This window comes from Limnospira indica PCC 8005, assembly GCF_000973065.1.
In the GTDB taxonomy this organism is placed as follows: Bacteria; Cyanobacteriota; Cyanobacteriia; order Cyanobacteriales; family Microcoleaceae; genus Limnospira; species Limnospira fusiformis.
This window is the reverse complement of record NZ_FO818640.1, coordinates 512,502-534,106: the sequence shown is the minus strand read 5'-3', so window position 1 is coordinate 534,106 and position 21,605 is coordinate 512,502. Positions and strand designations below refer to the sequence as shown.

The following is a 21,605-nucleotide window of genomic DNA, read 5'->3' as shown; positions in this document are numbered from 1 at the left end:
TAAGAAGACCAAAAATGCCAGCCCCCTATAGTTACGACCTCAGACAAAAAGTTATTGATGCCATTGAACTAGACGGTATGCCCAAAACAGAAGCCAGTCAAGTTTTCCATGTCAGCCGGAACACCATTAATCTCTGGCTGCAAAGAAAAGCACAGACCGGAGACTTCCTCCCTAAACCTCATCACCGACCTGGCAATAACCACAAAATTACCGACTGGCAAAAATTCAAGGCTTTTGCCCAAGAGCATGGCGACAAAACAGCAGCTCAAATGGCTGAACTTTGGGATGACGACATCTCTCCTCGCACCATATCCAGAGCCTTGAAGAAAATTGGCTTCACCAGAAAAAAAAACTTACGGCTACCAAGAACGTGATGAGCAACAGCGAGAGGAGTTTATGGCTCAGATTGAACAGATGGAGCCACAAGAAGTGGTCTACCTCGATGAAGCCGGCATGAATAGTCAGGACTCGGATTACCCTTATGGTTACTGCGAGGAAGGAAAACGCTTCCATGCACTCAAATCAGGGAAGAGGCAGGGCAGGGTAAGTATGATAGCCGCATGGTGTCATCAACAACTCTTAGCTCCCTTTAGCTTTGAGGGTTGTTGTCATCGGACAGTGTTTGAGTTGTGGTTGGAGTTCATCTTAATTCCAACATTGAAGCCAGGTCAGACTCTAGTATTGGACAATGCAACGTTTCATAAAGGGGGACGGATTGCTGAACTGGTGGAGGCAGCTCAATGCCGTTTACTCTATCTTCCGCCTTATTCGCCAGACCTCAACAAGATAGAGAAATGTTGGTCGTGGCTGAAAGCCCGTATTCGCCACTGCACGTGAGCAGTTTGATTCTCTCCATGATGCCATGGATTCCGTTCTCAAAGCTGCGTTTTAACCACCTTGACTAATGCTATAACTTCATCGTCGTCTGTCGCCCCGAGTCTCATACTACCCTCTATGAACACCTAGAGGGCATCGAACTCCCGACCCTCACGACCAAGAAGTGGACTGGTCAAGTCGAGAAAACCTATACCTACCGCTATCTCAACGGAGTCCCCCTCAAAGATAGCGATGAGGCCCTGTTGGTTAACTGGTGCGAACTTACTGTCACCACCGCTGATGGCCAGGTAACCTATCACAACTCCTTTGCCACGAATTATCCTCTCAGCGATGAGAATGTAGCCGAGGTGGTTCGGGCCGGGCTGACTCGTTGGAAAGTTGAGAATGAGAACAACAACACTCTCAAGACCAAGGGCTACCATCTCGAACACAATTTTGGCCATGGCAAGCAGCATCTTTCTTCCTTGCTGGCGACCCTCAACATCCTCTCGCTGCTCTTCCACACCCTGCTGGAGTTGCTCGATAACAAGTACCAGTTGCTACGAGCGCACTTATAGCACAAGACAGAACACTTAGGACGTATAATGGAGAGGACGAGATGACTAAGAAGACCAAAAATGCCAGCCCCCTATAGTTACGACCTCAGACAAAAAGTTATTGATGCCATTGAACTAGACGGTATGCCCAAAACAGAAGCCAGTCAAGTTTTCCATGTCAGCAGGAACACCATTAATCTCTGGCTGCAAAGAAAAGCACAGACCGGAGACTTCCTCCCTAAACCTCATCACCGACCTGGCAATAACCACAAAATTACCGACTGGGAAAAATTCAAGGCTTTTGCCCAAGAGCATGGCGACAAAACAGCAGCTCAAATGGCTGAACTTTGGGATGACGACATCTCTCCTCGCACCATATCCAGAGCCTTGAAGAAAATTGGCTTCACCAGAAAAAAAAACTTACGGCTACCAAGAACGTGATGAGCAACAGCGAGAGGAGTTTATGGCTCAGATTGAACAGATGGAGCCGGAAGAAGTGGTCTACCTCGATGAAGCCGGCATGAATAGTCAGGACTCGGATTACCCTTATGGTTACTGCGAGGAAGGAAAACGCTTCCATGCACTCAAATCAGGGAAGAGGCAGGGCAGGGTAAGTATGATAGCCGCATGGTGTCATCAACAACTCTTAGCTCCCTTTAGCTTTGAGGGTTGTTGTAATCGGACAGTGTTTGAGTTGTGGTTGGAGTTCATCTTAATTCCAACATTGAAGCCAGGTCAGACTCTAGTATTGGACAATGCAACGTTTCATAAAGGGGGACGGATTGCTGAACTGGTGGAGGCAGCTCAATGCCGTTTACTCTATCTACCACCTTATTCGCCAGACCTCAACAAGATAGAGAAATGTTGGTCGTGGCTGAAAGCCCGTATTCGCCACTGCATTGAGCAGTTTGATTCTCTCCATGATGCCATGGATTCCGTTCTCAAAGCTGCGTCCTAACCACCTTGACTAATGCTATACCTACCCGCCAAACCTTCTTTAATGATTTGCGCGCGCTTACCCAGACTGTACGCTGAGACAGTTGGGACCACCTTCTGACCTTTATGCTTGAGGGTCTCGAGTTAAGTAGGGGTCGAGATTGAAGTCACCTTCACGCCCTCCCATTCAAAACCGTGCGTGAAAGTTTCCCTTCACATGGCTCCTAGTCTGACTGCTCCATTGTTAGGGATACAGCATTGGCGCTATCTAGTGCCGTCTTATCATCGTGACAGTGGCGATGTAATAGCTGAAGATTTTTGTATTCATCCTTTCCGCCTAGGCTTCGGGGTACAATGTGGTCTACTTCAACTAAATCCGATGGCGCGAAATACTGTCCACACCAAGTACATCTACCTTTTTGCTTTTTGAGTAGTTTTGCTACTCTGATTGGCGTGTCGATTGCTTGTCCTTTCCTGGTTGCCCAGTAAGTCCAATTTCCGTCATATGGTGTTGCGTCAGGGCGTATTAGGGTGTGTCTGACAATCGGAGTCCAGTTGTGTTTCCATAGTTGGAATCCATCCCTAGTCTTGAATAACCAGGTTTCATGCCGTTCTTTCCCGTTGCTTAGTTTAACCGTTCCACGTTTGAAATAGTTTCCTAGCTTTTCGTAACTTGCCTTTCCGCATCTTGATATTGTCCATGCCCGTAACATTAACCAAACTTTGTTGTCCAGCTTTTTGAAGGTCTCTGATGAGACTACCGCTGAATAGAATAGTAGTTGACCATCCCCTTATGATTGGGTTTAGTTTGCTAATCAAATCAGGGCTGATTGAGGTGCTGTTTTATGTTGTTTTATTACACCTTTAATCGCTTCAGTGTGGGCTTTAACTGCTTTATTACTGGGTTTTATGTGAGTTTTGAATCCTAACATTTTGTGGGGGGTTTTATTAAATAAGAAGCCTCCTTTTCTTCTTCCCCCATGTTTCCCAGATTTATATTTTCCCACCGGGTATTGCCTGATATTAAATCCTAGAAAGTCGAACCCTGGTTTCTCTACTTTGCCGTTGTACTCAATGAGTTTGAGCGTATGACAGATTCGAGTTTTTTCGGGTTTTATTTCTAGTCCTACAGGTTTTAACCATTCGGAAATAGCAGTTTTGCACTGTTCAATGATTTCAAGTGATGGAGATATCACTAAAAAATCATCGGCGTATCTGATTATTGTTGCTTGAACCATGTTTTTCTTTTTAGGATACATTGTTTCTATGAACCTAACCATTCCATCCAGTGCGATGTTGGCTAGGAGTGGACTTATTACCCCTCCTTGGGGTGTCCCTGTTTCTGTATCCTCGAATACACCGTTATCTAACACACCTGCTTTGAGCCATTGTTTTAGGTCTCTTTTCAGGCTGCTTGGACAATGAATTTTTGACAGTAGATAATCATGGTTTATTCGGTCAAAGCATTTCGCTATATCTGCATCCAGTATGTAATAACTTCCTTTGTTTATACTTTGAAAGATTCTGGATATTGCATCATGGGCTGACCGACCGGGTCGGAACCCATAGCTGTTGCTTTCAAATCTCGATTCCCATTCAGGTTCGAGAGCCGATTTAACCAAGGCTTGCCTCGCTCTGTCTTGGATTGTGGGTATTCCCAGAGGGCGTTTTTCATCCCTTCCAGGTTTTGGAATCCAAACCCGTCGCAGTGGTTTTGCTTTGAGGTTTCCTTTGATGCTCTTAACAATTTCAAACCTTTGCCTTGGAGAGATTGCTCTCATTCCATCAACACCGGCTGTTTTCTTGCCTTGGTTATCTTGAGTTACTCGCCGCACTGCTAAGAGTCGGGCATAATATGACTTCACCAGTAGACGTTGCAACCTTCGTGCCTTTGCGTCTTGTCCCGATTTAGCTGCTTGAAATATCCTCTTTTGGAGCTTGAAAACTTTTCTCTGAACTTTCGCCCAGGGAATTTGTTTCCATACAAACGCACGTCTTGATTGGTTTTGATTTCTCAAATCCTTTCTTTGAACTCGCTTTCGTCATAGTAACTCCTACTAGACTCTATTCTTTACAATCAAACCGTGACCTGTTAGCATATCCCTACCATTACAGTCGGGCGTTGGCTTCTGGTCACATCTCACCCCCTGACAGCTTGCGCTTACACTTATCACTACTGGTTACCTCGACCAGATAATCAGAGCCTGAGAGGGGTTAAAACGTTCCGTTTATATGGGCATTCCATCTTTAGACTTGTCCTATCCACCGGGGTACTTTAAAGGTCTGTGTAGGTGTTGTTGTCATTACCCTACTTTTCCCCTTGCCCTTTTGAGTGCAGCGTATCAACCTGTTTCGCTACTTCGTGTTTACGATGGTTCAAGTCGGAACATTCAGATTTCCTTAGTCATGGATGGTTAGCAGTGGTCGGATTTTTGGGAATAGGTTTTCCCTCACGCCTTCCGTTCCCCGCTTCAATCCCAGAATTGTGAATCCTGAAATTGGGGGTGGCTATCGCCGTTACTCTCTCCGCAATTGTTAAGGAATCATTAAGATTTCCAGTTTTGCGTTTTGACCTTGAGTTCCCTGCCTTGTTTTGTATATTTCTATACTAAACGTTGGGACATATAAACAGTTATGAGGATGGTCAGGAGTGCGCTCCTTATATTCAACCAAGGGGTTGGAGTCCTCACCAGGCAGTTATTTCGGGCATTGCAGCCCTATTTGATGCCTGAACGTCTCGCACGACATCCCACCCGATAGCAGTTGAATTTCCAAAATGAGAATTGCTGAATTGGGGGTGGCTACCGCCGTTACTCTCAACCTTACGTTATACTCAAGGGGTTCGTGCGAAACGTTTAGGAGTGAAATAGGGCTGCAATGCCCGAAATCACCTCTGAGTGGGACTTTCACCCCTTGGTGAAATATAGGGAGACGCACTCTCATTCTTATCCCTAGACCATCCCATAACTGTTTATATGTCCCGACGCTTGGAGAAATCTAAGTAAGGCAGGGAACTCTGGGTCAAGACAAGACAGAACGTTAGAACGGAGGAAGTTGTGTTGTGAGCCTCCTATTATAGCGCGAAGTTGAGAGTAACGGCGGTAGCCACCCCCAGTTTTAGGAATCATAACCCGTCAGATTGAAGCGGGGAACGGAAGGTGTGAAGTAGAACCTACTACCAGATGCGACCACTGCCAACCATCCATGACTAAGGAAATCTGAATGTTCCGACTTGAACCACCGTAATGAGTAAGTAGCGAAATAGGTTGACACGCTGCGCTCAAAAGAGTAAGGGGAAAAGTAGGAGTCTCAACTCACTACCTACACAGACCTTTAAAGTGCACCCCTGTGGATAGGACAAGTCTAAAGATGGAATGCCCGTATAAACGGAACGTTTAAACCCCTTTTAGGCTCTCAAGTGGCAGGATGTACCTGCGGAGTAGTGAAAAGTGTAAGCGTATACCTTTAAGGGTTAGGGGTCGAGAGTGAAGTCACCTTCCCGAACTCCCATTCAGAACCGTGCTTGATAGTTTCCCATCACACGGCTCCTGGTGTGGATACCCTATTTGTCAAAGGAGCAGAATCAAGAGACCTGCTTTCTACTTCGATGTTCAGAGCTATATGCACCACGTAGTCTTTACACTCGTCCTCGCCATTATACTCTTACTGACCGCAGTATCTATATCCCCACCGTGACCTGTGGGCATATCCCAACCATTACAATTGGGCTTTAGCTTCTGGTCACATCCTTCATCCTCTAAGCATGCGCTTACATTTTTCACTACTGCCTTGTGAATAGCATTACTCACTTGTTTATAGGCAGAGCAGAGCATTAGAGGGGTTAGGTTACAACGTTCCGATTATATGGGCATTCCATCGTTAGATTTGTCCTCTCCGCCGGGGTACTTTTAAAGGTCTGTGTAGGTAGTCGGACGAACCCCCTACTGTTCCCCTTGCCCTTTTGGGCGCAGCGTGTCAACCTATTTCGCTGCTAGTGTATTACGATGGTTCAAGCCGGACATTCAGTCTCCTTAATCATAGATGGTTGGCAGTGGTCGAGTAGGAGGTGGGTTCCGACCTACGCCTTCCGTTCCCCGCTTCAATCCTGGAGTTATGATTTCCAAAACTGGGGGTGGCTATCGCCGTTACTCTCTACTCCCTGATTTCTCAGTTCGTTTATGACCTTGAGTTCCCTGCCTTGCTTAGTTCCCTAAGCGTCGGGACATATAACCAGTTATGAGGATGGTCAGGAGAGGTCTCCTTATATCCAGATTCGGAGCTGGAATCCTCACCGGGTAGTTATTTCGGGCATTTCAGCCCTATTTCATACCCGAACGTCTCGCACCATACGCTTACACTTTTCACTACTCTTGTGAGTAATATTGCTCACTTATTTATTAGAGAGCCAATGAGGGGTTTAAACGTTCCGTTTATACGGGCATTCCATCTTTAGACTTGTCCTATCCACCGGGTTACTTTTAAAGGTCTGTGTAGGTGTTGGTGTAAGTACCCTACTTTTCTCCGTACCCTTTTGGGCCCAGCGTATCAAACCTTTTCGCTGGCTTAGTAGTTACGATGGTTCAAGTCGGAACATTCAGATTTCCTTAGTCATAGATGGTTGGCAGTGGTCGGATTTATTGGGATAGGTTTTCCCTCACGCCTTCCGTTCCCCGCTTCAATCCTGAGTTTGTGATTCCCAAAACTGGGGGTGGCTATCGCCGTTCCGTTACTCTCCCATAATCGCCCCAAGTGGGTTTAATACTCCTCCTAGGTATACTTGGACGGTATATTGCGATTTCTTCAAATGGGATTGACCTTGAGTCCCCTGCCTTGCTTAGATTCATAACGCCTAAGCGTTGTGACATATAAACAGTTAAGGGGTGGTTGAAGCCCCTCTAGGAGGTTATTTCAGGCATTGCAGCCTTATTTTGTCTCCTAAACGTTTCGCACTACACCTCTATCATTACATATTAGGCACTACCTGACTGAGAATATCCAGCGGGAGGATTTGAACCCGATTGAGGAAACCGAGGCGATTTTGCGGCTGTTGGCTATCAACTTAAATGACTCTGTGGAAAAGGTGCGATCGCTACGCTACTGCACCGAATGAAAAACGACGCTAAGAAAAAAGTAACTACCCATAGCGCTATGGGTACATCGGAAGCCGAAATTGTCAAATCCACATTTGACTCTCTGGGTCGAATGTCGTGGGATTGATTCGTGAGCAATCAATTACCACTGTTGAAACTGCCACCGGAAATTCTGAAAGCTCTGGGTGAGGGCGATATTGATTACACCAAAGCGAAGGAAATAGCCAAGTTAAAGTCCGAGGAGGAAAGGTTGGCGCTACTATAGCACAAGACAGAACACTTAGGACGTATAATGGAGAGGACGAGATGACTAAGAAGACCAAAAATGCCAGCCCCCTATAGTTACGACCTCAGACAAAAAGTTATTGATGCCATTGAACTAGACGGTATGCCCAAAACAGAAGCCAGTCAAGTTTTCCATGTCAGCAGGAACACCATTAATCTCTGGCTGCAAAGAAAAGCACAGACCGGAGACTTCCTCCCTAAACCTCATCACCGACCTGGCAATAACCACAAAATTACCGACTGGGAAAAATTCAAGGCTTTTGCCCAAGAGCATGGCGACAAAACAGCAGCTCAAATGGCTGAACTTTGGGATGACGACATCTCTCCTCGCACCATATCCAGAGCAGAGCCTTGAAGAAAATTGGCTTCACCAGAAAAAAAAACTTACGGCTACCAAGAACGTGATGAGCAACAGCGAGAGGAGTTTATGGCTCAGATTGGATTGAACAGATGGAGCCGGAAGAAGTGGTCTACCTTACCTCGATGAAGCCGCCATGAATAGTCAGGACTCGGATTACCCTTATGGTTACTGCGAGGAAGGAAAACGCTTCCATGCACTCAAATCAGGGAAGAGGCAGGGCAGGGTAAGTATGATAGCCGCATGGTGTCATCAACAACTCTTAGCTCCCTTTAGCTTTGAGGGTTGTTGTAATCGGACAGTGTTTGAGTTGTGGTTGGAGTTCATCTTAATTCCAACATTGAAGCCAGGTCAGACTCTAGTATTGGACAATGCAACGTTTCATAAAGGGGGACGGATTGCTGAACTGGTGGGGTGGAGGCAGCTCAGCTCAATGCCGTTTACTCTATCTACCACCTTATTCGCCAGACCTCAACAAGATAGAGAAATGTTGGTCGTGGCTGAAAGCCCGTATTCGCCACTGCATTGAGCAGTTTGATTCTCTCCATGATGCCATGGATTCCGTTCTCAAAGCTGCGTCCTAACCACCTTGACTAATGCTATAGAAAAGGCGATCGGTCAAAAATTGACCCTGAGACAGGTGCAGAAATTGGTGAAGGAAACGAAAGTATCAGAACTGCCAGACCAATTGGAAACTGAGATCTCCGACCTAGCCAAACAATTCCGACGTTCAAAGGCTAGGCTATCCCCTCAAAAACGTTCTGAAATTGAGGGACTGCTGAAACGGTTGAAGTTACTGCTTTATGAAGACAATTGAAAATTTTTGAGGATTTATTTTCCCATACGGTATCAGGGTGAAATTATTATATGTCTAAGTCAAATTGCAACTTCTATTGGAAGCATCTCATAATCTGCGTGGCTCCTTTTTCCTAGAGCAGATGGGAGTAGAGTTTCATAGATTCAAAACGCTATACTTTCATTTGATGTGGCATTCATGCAATGACTGTGGAGAGATTAAAAAATATCTTTCTGCTTTTGTTTCCACAATGCTAATGTCAAATAAACAATTGCGTGCAATCCAAGTAAAAACCAGTTTAAACTCAAATTAGACCAGGTTGGATCGTAAACAGGTGTCACTTCAAAAGGTTGAGGAATAATGCTCCCGTCGGGAGTTTTCATCGGTTCCGGCACCATTGCATTCACATCAACTAAAGCAAAGCCCCATAAGCCCCCACAGACCAACGACTGAGCATCAACCAAGAAATAATTTTTCCGATTCCTTCCATTTTGAACAACACTCCCGAAAAAATAATTTGAGGAAGTAACAATAGAGGAAGGGCTGTATTTGCTTGAGTCTCATTATGAACAAAACAGGAAACTGCCCAACCCAAACAACCACTCGTAACTAAGGTTAGAAAGGTGGTTATACTGAGTCCAATAAGCCAAGGTATTAATGTTGGTTCTGGAGATTTAAAACCCAGTATCACAACCGCAGCCATTAACAATGTTTGCGCTAATCCTAAAAAGCATAAAACCAGAATTTTGGATCCCAGGTAAGGAAACAAACCCAAGTTCACAAGACGTTCACGGGCATAAATAGCTGATTCTCGGATAATCGTTTGCAATGATCCTGACAACCCGACCCAAATAGCCGCACAGGTAAATACAAATAGAACGCGCAGAGCTAAAGGAGCCAGGGTCGGATCGGAACCGTCGCCAAGAATCAGGGGTTCTTGCTCGCGGATAGCCAAAGTAATCAAGGCAATTCCAATGGGAGCAGTTAGCAATGATAGTCCTAAGTTAAATCGGTCAGCTAAAACCAATTGGATGTCTCGTTGTAAAAGTACCCTTATTTGCCTCAGAGCAGAAGGCTTAACCTGTTTTGGTTTATCTTTGAATTTTGTCGTCGTTTGATTTGCTTGATTTATTCCAGGAGAATTGGCATTAATTTTACCGGGAATAATCAGAGCATCTCGGACATATTTTTGGTAGTCAGTATGCTGTTTAAATCGAGTATTCCACTGTTGGCAATAATCTTCGATGGAGCAGCCTTGATTTTCTTCTGGAGACTTTTCCAGTTCATTATAAATTTCTGCAAAGTCATCCCGTCCTACATTAAAAAAACTAGGAGCTTCGCTAGGGGGTCCGAAGTAACAGAGATTTCCTCCCCTTCCCATAAAGGCAACGCGATCGCACAAAGTGATGTTTGCAGTAGCATGGGTAACAAGAGCTACAGTTCGATTTTCTGAGTGAGCTAACTTTCGCAGAAGTTGCATCATTTTTTTGTCTAATCCTGGATCGAGTCCTGATGTGGGTTCGTCGAGGAAAAATAACTTGGGGTCTGCTAAAAGTTCAACGCCAATGCTGACTCGCTTCAATTGACCACCACTTAGTTGGCTAATTAGGGTATGCCGTCGATCTAAAAGTTCAATTTCAGTCAGAGTTTTTTGAATAACTGCCTCAATATTTGTATCAGGGGGAAGGCGTAATTGAGCAGCAAAAGTGAGAACCCGATCAACCGTCAGATTTCTATGTACGATATCTTCTTGAGGTACATAGCCAATTTGGGTACGGTAGATATTAAAATTTTGTTGCAGGTCTGAGCCGTTTAAATAAACATATCCTCCAGAAAGAGGTTGAATACCTAGCAGTGTCTTCAAAAGAGTTGATTTTCCCGTTCCACTTCCGCCAACAATTGCAATCAGTTGACCGGGTTCGAGTGGAATTGAAACACAATTGAGCAAAGTTTGGCTGTTTCGGGAATGTTTGGAAACAATGCGGGTAACTTCCCAAGCATCAAGACGCAATTTATCCCCCCGGTCTTGAAGGGTGAGGCGATCGCCACTCAACACCAAAATAAATGAACCGATGCGAATTGTGCAACCATCGGGAAGCCGCATAGATTGATTGACTTTCTGTTCGTTGACGAAAACACCATTTGTACTGTAGTCAAATAACTGGTAGTACCCACCATCAAACTTGTCAATGACAGCGTGCTTTCTGGAAACTACAGGAGAATCAAGAACCAAGTTACAAGATGGGTCGCGACCTAGCACAATCGAACGGTTTTTGATACTAATTGATTGATTTCTCGTGGTGCTAGAGACAATGAATTTAGGGTTTTGGGGATTATGGTATTTCAGACGAATGAGAGTCATAGGATCTTGACCAATTTGCAACTCAGCCCCGTCGAATAATTGATAATATTCCACAACCCCTACCCGGCGTTGATCAACAAGCAGTCCATTTCGACTGGGTTGGCGAGTACCATTTTTGGTGATACCGTCGTAAATCTCATATTCATCGCCGTTGCGAGTTAAAGTAGCCTGGTAACGAGAAATTGCTAACCAGTCTTCGGGAATCTTTAAATCTGCATCAGTAGCCCTACCAAGTATCAGTTGAGCCTTTGTCAGTGCAAATGTGACGGTTTGGGTCTGGTTTGTCAGTTCCAGATATGGATCGGAAGATTTTTCAAGCTGGGTTTTAGGTAGACTATGGCTCATGGGTTATGAAAACTATGCTATTAAGTTTTTTATCTTAAATTTTTTCAAGGTCAATCCGTTAAAACTTAAAAGAAAATTTATATTTCTTGGCTTGAGTTTCAGAGTTAAGCGTGTTATTGTTGGAATAAATAGGTATAAGCAATAAAGACAGTTCGTACTTACCAATGAACTGGTTGAGGAATTACTATGGCTGACCATTCTTTATTAAACCACCGCTATCAAATCATTCAGCCTTTAGGTTCTGGCGGTTTTGGAGAAACATTTCTGGCTGAAGATACTCAAATGCCATCCGGGCGAAGGTGCGTCATTAAACAACTAAAGCCTGTTACGGATAATCCTGATATTTATCAATTAGTACAAGATCGGTTTCAACGAGAAGCTGCTATTTTAGAGGAACTGGGAACGGCTCATCAACAAATTCCAACCCTCTACGCCTATTTTCGTGAAAATGACTTATTTTATCTGGTTCAAGAGTGGATCGAAGGTCAAACCTTAACGGACTACGTTCATCGCCACGCTTCAATGCGTGAAAGCTCTGTCCGAGCCATGCTAGTCAGCTTACTGTCTGTTCTGGAATATGTTCACAGTAAGCAAATTGTTCATCGCGACATTAAACCTGACAATATTATGCTGCGATCGAGCAATTTAGAACCTGTATTGCTTGATTTCGGTGCCGTCAAAGAGACGATGGGAACTGTACTGAGTCACTCTGGAAATCCGACGCGATCGGTGGTTGTTGGTACACCGGGGTTCATGGCTAGTGAACAAGCTATAGGTCGCCCTATATACAGCAGTGATTTATACGCTTTAGGATTGACTGCCATTTTCTGCCTAACTGGAAAAGTTCCGCAAGAATTTTCAACAGATCCTCTCAGCGGAAATCTCCTTTGGCGCTCTGAAGTTCCGACAATTACACCAAGTTTTGCTAACGCCATTGAACAAGCTATTCAATCTCATCCAGACAAGCGTTTTTCGACGGCTGGCGAAATGCGAGCTGCGCTGAATTTCACATCTCATACAGGTACTTCTGTTTCCCGGACTGGGCAACCTACAGCTACAATAATTTCTAGCAATCCCAACCAGCAACCTCCAACAATTGTTTCTTCTGTTCCCGTAAGTCAAGCAGCTACTATTCTTTCTCCAGCTCAGTCTATGAGTCCGACAGCATTACAAAATCCATCAACAATGCCAGAATGGGCTAAAGCAGTATTAACGGGTGGAATAATTGGCAGTTGCATTATTGTTGGACTTTTTGTCTCAAGATTTTGGAATAGTGTTGCTGATAATGCAATAGACAATCCTATAGCCGTTGAGGTTCAGCCGACAACTACAGCTTCTGCAAGCCAGACACCATCGCAATCGGAATCAGAAGCCGAATCTCAGCCACCAAAGCCTGCTGTACAAGCAATACCATCTATTACAGAAGAAAAAGCTGTTGCATTAGTTAAACAATGGCTTCAGTCTAAATCCAAAATTTTTGCACCTCCTTATAGTCGAGATGCTGCCCGTAATTTAACCACAGGTGCATTACTCACTGATTTAGTTAAAGCCGATGGCCCCATAAATTGGCTACAAAATAATAATGCTTATTATCAGTATGGAATTCAGCGCGTTGATTCTGTAGAGCGTTTTGAATCAGATGAAAACAATGCAACAATAGAGCTGATAGTTACAGAAGATGGCACATTATATCGCAACGGCAGACCCGATCCCAATAATGCTTATTTCAGTACATCCAGATATCGATATACCATAAAAAAAGAAAATAATCAGTTAAAAATATCCTGGTATCAAAAAGTTGATTAAATACATCATGGCTGTGCATAAATATTTTTTCAAAAATAATCATAAAAATCAGGGTGAACGTCAAGGATTGAGACGTGCCTATTTAGCGACTAATAATTACCCGAATAAAAAGCATTTATCAAGGTTAGCTTGGACTACAATTGTTATGTCAGTGAGTTTAGTTTTAGGACTAAGTGGAGCAGCTATTTTGTACTTTGTATTTCCTCCTAAACCTTCATTAAATAATGATCGCTATTTAGATAATACAATTTTTCGAGAGCCACCTAATAGTATAGATTTATCTCCAGATTCTGTAGATTTAAATATAACTTCTAGACTGGAATCAAGAGAAGGTATTAACCCCAATTGGGTTTATAATGTCACTAATCCTACTCACTTTAAGCCCAATGATAATTTACAAAATATTGTTAATGAAGTTGTTTATACTGCCAGAATGCGAGGTCTTCCAACTAATTCTTTATCTATACACTTGATTGATTTAAATAAACAAACTGAAGGCACTTATCAAGCTGATGTTTTTCGTTATCCTGCCAGTATCCCGAAATTGTTTTGGTTAGTCGCGTATTATTCCTTACAAGCAGAGCGCAACATTCCTCCTCAACCAATTGATTTACCAAAAATGGGATGTGTTACTACTATTTGTAAACTCATCCAAAAATCTGATAATGAAGCAGCTAGCCGAATTGTAGATTTTATCACTGATACCACATCTATTTCCCATACAGAAGACTACCAAACTTGGCTAAATAAACGCTATTCTGTCAATTATTTCTTTCAAAAATCAGGATATTCAGGAATAAATATCAGTCAGAAAAATTTTCCCATCCCCTATTTGGGAATGAATTATCCTCAAGGATGGGATCTGCGTATGCGTGGTGATAATCAGCCTCCAATTCGTAATCAAATGACGGCTCGACATGCGTCTAGATTAATGTATGAAATTGCTACTTATCAAGCTGTTTCTCAAACCACATCAATGCAAATAATGTCACTGCTTAAAATAGATTTAAATCCTCAAGTTTGGAAGCCCGAGGAATATGATTCAGTTGATGGTTTTTTAGGAAAAGGAATTTATCAAAATCGACAAAAGATTGATTTTTATTCAAAAGTCGGGTGGACTAATGATTCTCGGCTCGAAGTCGCTTTAATTCATCATAGGTCTAAAAATAGAGCCTATATTATATCAGTCTTTGGCGATGGGGCTGCTTATGGAGAGGATTGGGAATTTTTTCCAATTATTTCACGCTTAGTTTATGAAAGAATGTTCGAGTAAAGAAAATAATGAGTTTTTTAAAATTGGCCAATCATTGGGGTGTATTTCTGATATTATTTTGGGTATCTGACTGGGTTTTTGCAGGGACTGGCAACATTCAGCAGATTGCGGACGGTACAGAAATAGATAAAGTTAGAATTGACATCGATCAATTTTCCACTTTTCCTTGATTTAATTATTGGAAAACTATTCATTCAGCTTATGACTATGCACAAGCCGAAGTTAATAAAATACAAAAAGTTTTTTTATTTTTGGGGATTATCAATCATTGTTTTATGGCTTATTTTGGTTCAATTTCCTGCTAATTCAAAAATAGATAGCCAATACCATGTTCTTATAACTAGGTCTAGTTTGCCTGTTTTAAAGAGCCAAGGAGGACAGGATGTGGAGGCTATGTATTCTCGTTTAGAAAACTTTGCACAGGAGGGAGACTGGCGTAAGGCTGATGAGCAAAACTGGGAATTAATAAAGCAAGTTGGTAATAGATGGGGCAATTTAGGAAGCCAAATCCATCCAGAAGAAATTGCTCAAATTTCTTGTTCAGATTTGAGGAGAATTGATGAGGTTTGGAAGAAGCACTCAAATGGAAACTTTGGTTATAGTGTTCAACTTAAAGTTTGGAGAGAGCAATTCAATACTACTCAACTTCAAGGGTTGATGGAGGGGGAGCGAAATCGTGAAGTTTTTCAAGCATCTCTTCGGTTATATGCAGCTTTGGGATGGTTGATTACTCCTTCTTCTAAGAGGAATTACCAGAACTTTATATTTGATTTGCAAGCACCTCCAGGACATTTACCTTGTTATTCGGGAAATTCAGTAAATCATTGTTACACAGCCTGTGACTCAGGGAGAGCACCTGGCTTTTGTGGGGGTGTAGTTGTGGAAAATTCTCGGTTTTTGGAATGTAGGCTTTAACCCCGTAAGTTACACTATGAAATCTAAATTTATTTATTTTCTAATGCAGAAACTTGCCCTGTCTTTTCTATGCTTAATATTTGGCACTTTAGCCACAATAGAGACTTCTTTCGCCTATCCCCGTCTTAACTGGCGCAGTGCTGATTTTGAAGGTCGAAGAGTGATTGCGGAGTCGGCTTGGCAAACTGAGGCAGAGGCTCAAAAAAGAGGTGAGGCTCTTCATTTTGAGCATGGATTTGGGAATTTAGGGGTTCTCTGGATTCCCTATTATGAAAATCTCTCAGGACGAAGACTCTATCAAACGATTATTGTTCCTGAAGGAAATTGCGATCGCTTCTTACGTCAGAACATTCATAAGATTGATGGCAATGCTTACTGCTTTACCCCCAGTAATCGCGGCTTACCGGCTAATCGCAGAGGAGTAGCCATGTAGGTTGGGTGAAACGCAGTGAAACCCAACATCATTTACAGATGCTGGCGTTGGGTTTCGTACCTCCACCCAACCTATAATAATTAACAATTAATAATTAATAATTAATAATTTTAGCCATGTAGGTTGGGTGAAACGTAGTGAAACCCAACATAACTGAGAGATGGTGGCGTTGGGTTTCGTAACCTCCACCCAACCTATAATAATTAATAATTGATAATTAATAATTTTAGCCATGTAGGTTGGGTGAAACGTAGTGAAACCCAACATAACTGAGAGATGGTGGCGTTGGGTTTCGTACCTCCACCCAACCTACTTAAATTGGGGAAAAAGGCGATCGCCTGATTTTTTCACACTGAGAGATGGTGGCGTTGGGTTTCGTACCTCCACCCAACCTATAATAATTAACAATTAATAATTAATAATTAATAATTTTAGCCATGTAGGTTGGGTGAAACGTAGTGAAACCCAACATAACTGAGAGATGGTGGCGTTGGGTTTCGTAACCTCCACCCAACCTATAATAATTAATAATTGATAATTAATAATTTTAGCCATGTAGGTTGGGTGAAACGTAGTGAAACCCAACATAACTGAGAGATGGTGGCGTTGGGTTTCGTACCTCCACCCAACCTACTTAAATTGGGGAAAAAGGCGATCGCCTGATTTTTTGACACTGAGAGATGGTGGCGTTGGGTTTCGTGACCTCCACCCAACCTACTCAAATTGGGGAAAAAGGCCATACTAAGAGATGGTGGCGTTGGGTTTCGTGACCTCCACCCAACCTACTCAAATTGGGCGATCGCCTGATTTTTTCACACTGAGAGATGGTGGCGTTGGGTTTCGTACCTCCACCCAACCTACTATAATAATTAATAATTAATAATTAATAATTAATAATTTTAGCCATGTAGGTTGGGTGAAACGCAGTGAAACCCAACATCATTTACAGATGCTGGCGTTGGGTTTCGTACCTCCACCCAACCTACTCAAATTGGGCGATCGCCTCATTTTTTGGCACTGAGAGATGCTGGCGTTGGGTTTCGTACCTCCACCCAACCTACTTCCCAAAACTGGCGTTGGGTTTCGTACCTCCACCCAACCTACTCAAATTGGGCGATCGCCTTTCTCATTTTCTCCTACTCATTAAAAGCATCGTGTTGGGTTTTACCTACTGTATAGTTGCTAATCTATCCTCATCGTAGACATGATCAGGTTCATCACCTGTAAATCAATCACATCTATTCTTTCCCCATAATCACCCGCCGCAATACTAATGATATATCGTCCATTAGGATGGATTAGCCGCGCATACCGATAACGCTCAGGATAACTCGTTTGCACTGTATAAATTACCGCATCCTGTCCCGCAATAGTCCCAAAATTAGACTCTAAAATCTGGCTGTAACCGCCTCCAGCCGCATCGCGTAAAATATCACGAACATTACTGATATTGCTAGGACGTGGTTCAATCGTAACTCTCACGTCGGAAACTTGGTGTCCATAGCCTCTCATTCCTTCCCTTCTTGCACATTCCAAAAACTCGACATCAGTAGGGTTACGAACCGCAATAGATAACTGTTGTCTATGTCCCGTCTCACTTCGTAGTTCCGTGTAATAATTAGCCGGAATATCAAAGCGCAAACCATATTCACGGTTAATAATTTGGCGGCGACGTTGGGAGGGTCGTTCTTGGTTATCATTAGAACAGGGTGATGGACGCTGCGACTGCGCCGGAGTCGCTAACAAGACGTAGCTACTCATTAACCAGATTACTGCATAAATGCCTAAATTGAGCTTCATTGTCTCGAATTTTACCAATCATTAAGTTTCCGGGGCTAATCTTCTTTGTCCGTTCGGTGAAACTACGGTGAAACCGATTTTTTCCGTCAGAGATGGTGGTGTTCTGTTTCACAGGGACAAACATACTACAATTGTACTTGGAGAGATGCCCAAAACAAGATTTATCTCTGGGTGAGGCCCCTACAGTAACTCACGGGTTCCCCATAGTTAAGGGTTGAATCCCGGTCAGAAAGCACCACTAGAGGCGCGAAACGGTCATTTTTATCAATAGACACCACAGGGGGAGAAGGGAGGTTCGCGCGGGCAAATAACGAGCCTAGAGCAGGCGCTACCTAGACCTAGCCTGTCCGGCGCTAGGACCGATTCATATACTCTCGCAGTCAGATTCTAGGGGGGTTTTGCGATAAATATGTCACGATCATGGTTAAATTTTCTTAAAAGTTATTCTAGCCGCACACCTATTTTGTGCGCCAAACTAACAACTATCAACGCCTGGGACTGAGTTAACGTTATGCGATCGCCAAACTTAATACATAGAACCAAAATTGTGGCCACCATTGGACCTGCGACCCAAAAACCTGATGTACTCAAGGCGTTGATTGAAGCGGGAGCCACGACTTTGCGCTTGAATTTTTCCCACGGTAGCCATGAAGACCACCAGCGCAGCATTCGTTTGATTCGTCAGGTATCCTTTGAATTGAATAAGCCTGTAGGTATTCTTCAGGATTTACAAGGACCCAAGATTCGCTTAGGAAAATTCGAGCAGGGGTCGATCAGATTGAACCGAGATGATCATTTTATCCTCACCAGCCGTCACCTTCCTGGAACTCATGAGATCTCCTCTGTTACCTACGAACCTCTCGCTGATGAGGTCCCCGATGGCGCGACGATCCTTTTGGATGATGGTAAGGTGGAGATGCTGGTGGAAAAAGTAGACCGAGACAAGGGAGATCTACACTGTCGGGTAGTCGTCGGTGGTGTCCTCTCCAATAGTAAAGGGGTTAATTTTCCGGGGGTCTATCTCTCCATTAAAGCTATGACGGACAAAGACCGGCGCGATTTGATGTTTGGCTTAGATCAGGGGGTCGATTGGGTGGCTCTCAGTTTTGTCCGCAATCCCCAGGATGTCTTGGAAATTAAAGAATTGATTGCTAGTGCGGGTAAGGATGTTCCCGTGATCGCCAAAATAGAAAAACATGAGGCGATCGAACAAATGGAGGAGATTTTAGCTCTGTGTAATGGTGTGATGGTGGCGCGGGGTGATTTGGGGGTGGAGTTACCTGCTGAAGATGTGCCACTTTTGCAAAAACGCTTGATTGTGACGGCTAACCGCATGGGAATTCCGGTGATTACTGCTACTCAGATGCTTGATAGTATGGTGAGCAATCCTCGTCCGACTAGGGCGGAAATTTCTGATGTGGCTAATGCTATTCTTGATGGTACTGATGCGGTGATGCTGTCTAATGAAACGGCTGTGGGTCAGTTTCCGGTGGAAGCGGTGGCGACTATGGCTAGAATTGCTAACAGGATTGAACGAGATGGGATTACTCGTAATGTTCTCAAGGTGGAGGATACGGGGCGATCTATTCCTAATGCGATTAGTCAGGCTGTTAGTCAAATTGCGATTCAGTTAGATGCGGCGGCGATTATGACTTTGACTAAAACTGGCGCTACGGCTCGCAATGTCTCGAAGTTTCGACCCCAAACTCCGATTTTGGCGATTACTCCCCATGTGGAGGTGGCGCGTCAGTTGAGTTTGGTTTGGGGGGTTAAACCGCTTTTGGTTTTGGATTTACCTTCTACGGATCAGACTTTCCAATCGGCGGTTAATGTGGCGCGGGAAAATGATTTTGTCGCTGATGGGGATTTGGTGGTGACTACTGCTGGGACTTTGCAGGGGGTCGCGGGTTCTACGGATTTGGTTAAGGTGGAAGTGGTGACGGCGGTCCTCGGTAAGGGAACTGCTATCGGTCAGGGAACTTTTACTGGTCGCGCTCGTGTGGTTAACCAGCCTTCTCAGGTGGGTGATTTTAACCCTGGAGAAATTTTGGTGGTTTCCCAAACTAATGCGGATTTTGTGGAGGTTATGCGTAAGGCGGCTGGTGTGGTGACGGAAGCTGATAGTTTGACTAGCCATGCGGCGGTTATTGGTTTGCGCCTCGGGGTTCCGGTGATTGTTGGGGTGAAAAATGCTACCCAGGTGATTCGTGATGGGGTGATTCTTACTTTGGATATGCAGCGGGGTGTGGTTTACTCGGGCGCAACTGCCTCGACTCCTGATCCTGTATAATCAGCGTTGACAAGTTTTTGGCTGGCGATCGCTCAATTATATGTTATAATGGGCGACTGTGCCGATGTAGCTCAGTGGTAGAGCACTCGATTCGTAATCGAGCGGTCGCGGGTTCAAATCCCGCCATCGGCTTCACAAATCAGATGTTTCAGCCCCTAAACAAATACTTTTGGCTATAATTTGGCTATAATTTGGCTATAAATTTAGGCGATTATAGCCAAAACAAAAATTTAAAAAATCACCCCCCCGCCCCCATCCACAAAATATAATCCGTTCCTTATATATGCGTTAGCCAAACGGATTGCTATTGTACAGTGGTTAGATTTTGGGGCTAGATACAAGCCACAGCCAGTCTGTACCATGTCGCCTCCAAAACTGCCATAATATCAATGTACATTGATACATGAGAAGATTAACGGGAGCCTTTTCGCCTCAATTTGACATCAACTCCTAACAGCGTCAGAACCTTGGCAATCTCCAATTTGATCGCGCCTCCATTACCAGCTTTCATTTGTGTAGCAGCCAGGAGGATATCAATTATCTGTTGGCGGCTCTGATCAGACAGAAGCTCACCGACTGCCTGGTGGTTGCCATTACTGTTTGCTGGTTTCTCAATCACATCACCCTGATCCAAACGATGAGCGATCGCCAATAGTTCATCTGCAAATACATCAGGAACTCGGATCGCGCGGGTCGGGGTGTTGATCCATTTGGGTTGTTTTTAACCACTGGTATCAGGATTGTAGTTGGCCATAATTATCCTATACATCTATCATTGTACATTGATAATGCTATCATTGTACATTGATAGCAGTCAAGTAAGCGATCGCACTTTGCGCCCTATTGTCCAATAGTCTGGCCATATATTAGCCCCTTGCCTTAGGTGATTACTGTATCAATGTACATTGATAATCTGATAGGCGATCGCCTCAACCCTAAACCCACCAATCGCCAACAATCATCCTGTCCCCATCAACCCGTCAAGAGTAGGCCCAAAACATAAAACGGGCCATTTTTGTATACAGTCAGTAATGGATTGAAAAAAAATCACAAATTTTTATTTTTGGGTGTCCTGCCTGTCCACTGTGGCTGTAACTGCTGTAGCAAGGGAGTTACAAGGTGGACAGGCAGGAAAAATTCTGCCTGTCCTCTGCCTGTCTGCCTGTCCACTTCTGTTGGACAAAAAAATACCCGACCTGGTGCGATCGGGGGTGAGTAAACGCAACAACAAATAAGTTGTTACTTTGAATTGTCTGTTAATTCTTCCTTTTCCGCTTCCTCTACAGCCTTTTCCGCTATCACAGCCATCAAATTTGACAGTGTGCGTCGTTGAATCCCAGCCAATTTTTCTAGTTTCTCCTTAATTTCGGGGTCAACATAAAAAGCAATTCTGGCTAATTTGGTTGGCCCGCCCACAGTTTTTAGTCCGCTAAACATAATTTCCTTGCAATTATACCACAACGTGCTATTATGGTTTTATGCTAACACAGCCTATACACAACTAGATTAGTCTGTGCGTGATATATATAGCCTGTGTTGGCAA

At 43.8% G+C, this 21,605-nt stretch carries 11 protein-coding genes, 1 tRNA gene and 5 pseudogenes; 12 read left to right on the top strand and 5 right to left on the bottom strand.

Annotation, left to right across the window (positions count from 1 at the left end; translation table 11 throughout):
• Positions 1–14 precede the first annotated feature (14 nt).
• The 3 genes and pseudogenes from XZ46_RS31465 (at position 15) to XZ46_RS31460 (ending at position 2,331) form a co-directional block, all read left to right on the top strand.
• Positions 15–892, top strand: a pseudogene (locus tag XZ46_RS31465) (IS630-like element ISAtsp1 family transposase).
• A 19-nt stretch (positions 893–911) separates the two neighbouring features.
• A pseudogene (locus XZ46_RS27985) lies at positions 912–1,394 on the top strand (ISNCY-like element ISAtsp9 family transposase); the annotation flags it as partial.
• A gap of 60 nt (positions 1,395–1,454) precedes the next feature.
• A protein-coding gene (locus XZ46_RS31460) for an IS630-like element ISAtsp1 family transposase (protein ID WP_048895136.1) occupies positions 1,455–2,331 on the top strand; the annotation gives its coding sequence in 2 pieces (ribosomal slippage) (positions 1,455–1,784 and positions 1,786–2,331; 876 coding nt in all).
• 202 nt (positions 2,332–2,533) lie between these two features.
• Here XZ46_RS31460 and ltrA read toward each other — a convergent pair.
• Positions 2,534–4,355, bottom strand: a pseudogene (ltrA, locus tag XZ46_RS02420) (group II intron reverse transcriptase/maturase).
• Between the two features lie 3,174 nt (positions 4,356–7,529).
• Between ltrA and XZ46_RS37435 the strand changes: the two are divergent.
• The 3 genes and pseudogenes from XZ46_RS37435 (at position 7,530) to XZ46_RS02400 (ending at position 8,859) form a co-directional block, all read left to right on the top strand.
• The gene (locus XZ46_RS37435) at positions 7,530–7,664 is read left to right on the top strand and encodes a ParB-like helix-turn-helix domain-containing protein (protein WP_008053518.1); all 135 of its coding nucleotides are present in this window, start codon (positions 7,530–7,532) and stop codon (positions 7,662–7,664) included.
• A gap of 60 nt (positions 7,665–7,724) precedes the next feature.
• Positions 7,725–8,626 (top strand): annotated as a pseudogene (locus XZ46_RS31445) (IS630 family transposase).
• Positions 8,627–8,631: 5 nt separating this feature from the next.
• The gene (locus XZ46_RS02400; protein ID WP_008056676.1) at positions 8,632–8,859 is read left to right on the top strand and encodes a hypothetical protein; all 228 of its coding nucleotides are present in this window, start codon (positions 8,632–8,634) and stop codon (positions 8,857–8,859) included.
• Positions 8,860–9,056: 197 nt separating this feature from the next.
• Here the strand turns inward: XZ46_RS02400 and XZ46_RS02395 are convergent.
• Positions 9,057–11,545, bottom strand: a pseudogene (locus tag XZ46_RS02395) (FHA domain-containing protein).
• A gap of 186 nt (positions 11,546–11,731) precedes the next feature.
• On the opposite strand from XZ46_RS02395, the gene XZ46_RS02390 reads away from it, so the two are divergent.
• The 4 genes from XZ46_RS02390 to XZ46_RS02375 all read left to right on the top strand — a co-directional run bounded on the left by XZ46_RS02390 (position 11,732) and on the right by XZ46_RS02375 (position 15,972).
• A complete protein-coding gene (locus tag XZ46_RS02390) occupies positions 11,732–13,351 on the top strand; it encodes a protein kinase domain-containing protein (RefSeq protein WP_006621759.1) in 1,620 nt (539 codons plus the stop codon).
• Between the two features lie 7 nt (positions 13,352–13,358).
• On the top strand, positions 13,359–14,624 hold the full coding sequence (locus XZ46_RS02385) for a serine hydrolase (RefSeq protein ID WP_006621760.1): 1,266 nt from the start codon (positions 13,359–13,361) through the stop codon (positions 14,622–14,624).
• Positions 14,625–14,762: 138 nt separating this feature from the next.
• On the top strand, positions 14,763–15,539 hold the full coding sequence (locus tag XZ46_RS02380; protein ID WP_174447132.1) for a GUN4 domain-containing protein: 777 nt from the start codon (positions 14,763–14,765) through the stop codon (positions 15,537–15,539).
• 16 nt (positions 15,540–15,555) lie between these two features.
• On the top strand, positions 15,556–15,972 hold the full coding sequence (locus XZ46_RS02375) for a hypothetical protein (RefSeq protein ID WP_006667993.1): 417 nt from the start codon (positions 15,556–15,558) through the stop codon (positions 15,970–15,972).
• A 1,182-nt stretch (positions 15,973–17,154) separates the two neighbouring features.
• On the opposite strand, the gene XZ46_RS02360 is transcribed toward XZ46_RS02375, so the two are convergent.
• Entirely contained in the window at positions 17,155–17,772 is a 618-nt protein-coding gene (locus tag XZ46_RS02360; RefSeq protein ID WP_006621783.1) for a hypothetical protein, read from the bottom strand.
• A 511-nt stretch (positions 17,773–18,283) separates the two neighbouring features.
• Between XZ46_RS02360 and pyk the strand changes: the two genes are divergently transcribed.
• Both pyk and XZ46_RS02350 read left to right on the top strand, forming a co-directional pair.
• Entirely contained in the window at positions 18,284–20,062 is a 1,779-nt protein-coding gene (gene pyk, locus XZ46_RS02355) for a pyruvate kinase (protein WP_006668003.1), read from the top strand.
• 60 nt (positions 20,063–20,122) lie between these two features.
• A tRNA-Thr gene (locus XZ46_RS02350) sits at positions 20,123–20,194 on the top strand.
• A gap of 280 nt (positions 20,195–20,474) precedes the next feature.
• Here the strand turns inward: XZ46_RS02350 and XZ46_RS02345 are convergent.
• Positions 20,475–20,714: a hypothetical protein gene (locus XZ46_RS02345; protein WP_008055337.1), complete on the bottom strand. Its 240-nt coding sequence runs from the start codon at positions 20,712–20,714 to the stop codon at positions 20,475–20,477.
• 587 nt (positions 20,715–21,301) lie between these two features.
• On the bottom strand, positions 21,302–21,499 hold the full coding sequence (locus tag XZ46_RS02340; protein ID WP_008055335.1) for a ribbon-helix-helix domain-containing protein: 198 nt from the start codon (positions 21,497–21,499) through the stop codon (positions 21,302–21,304).
• Positions 21,500–21,605 lie beyond the last annotated feature (106 nt).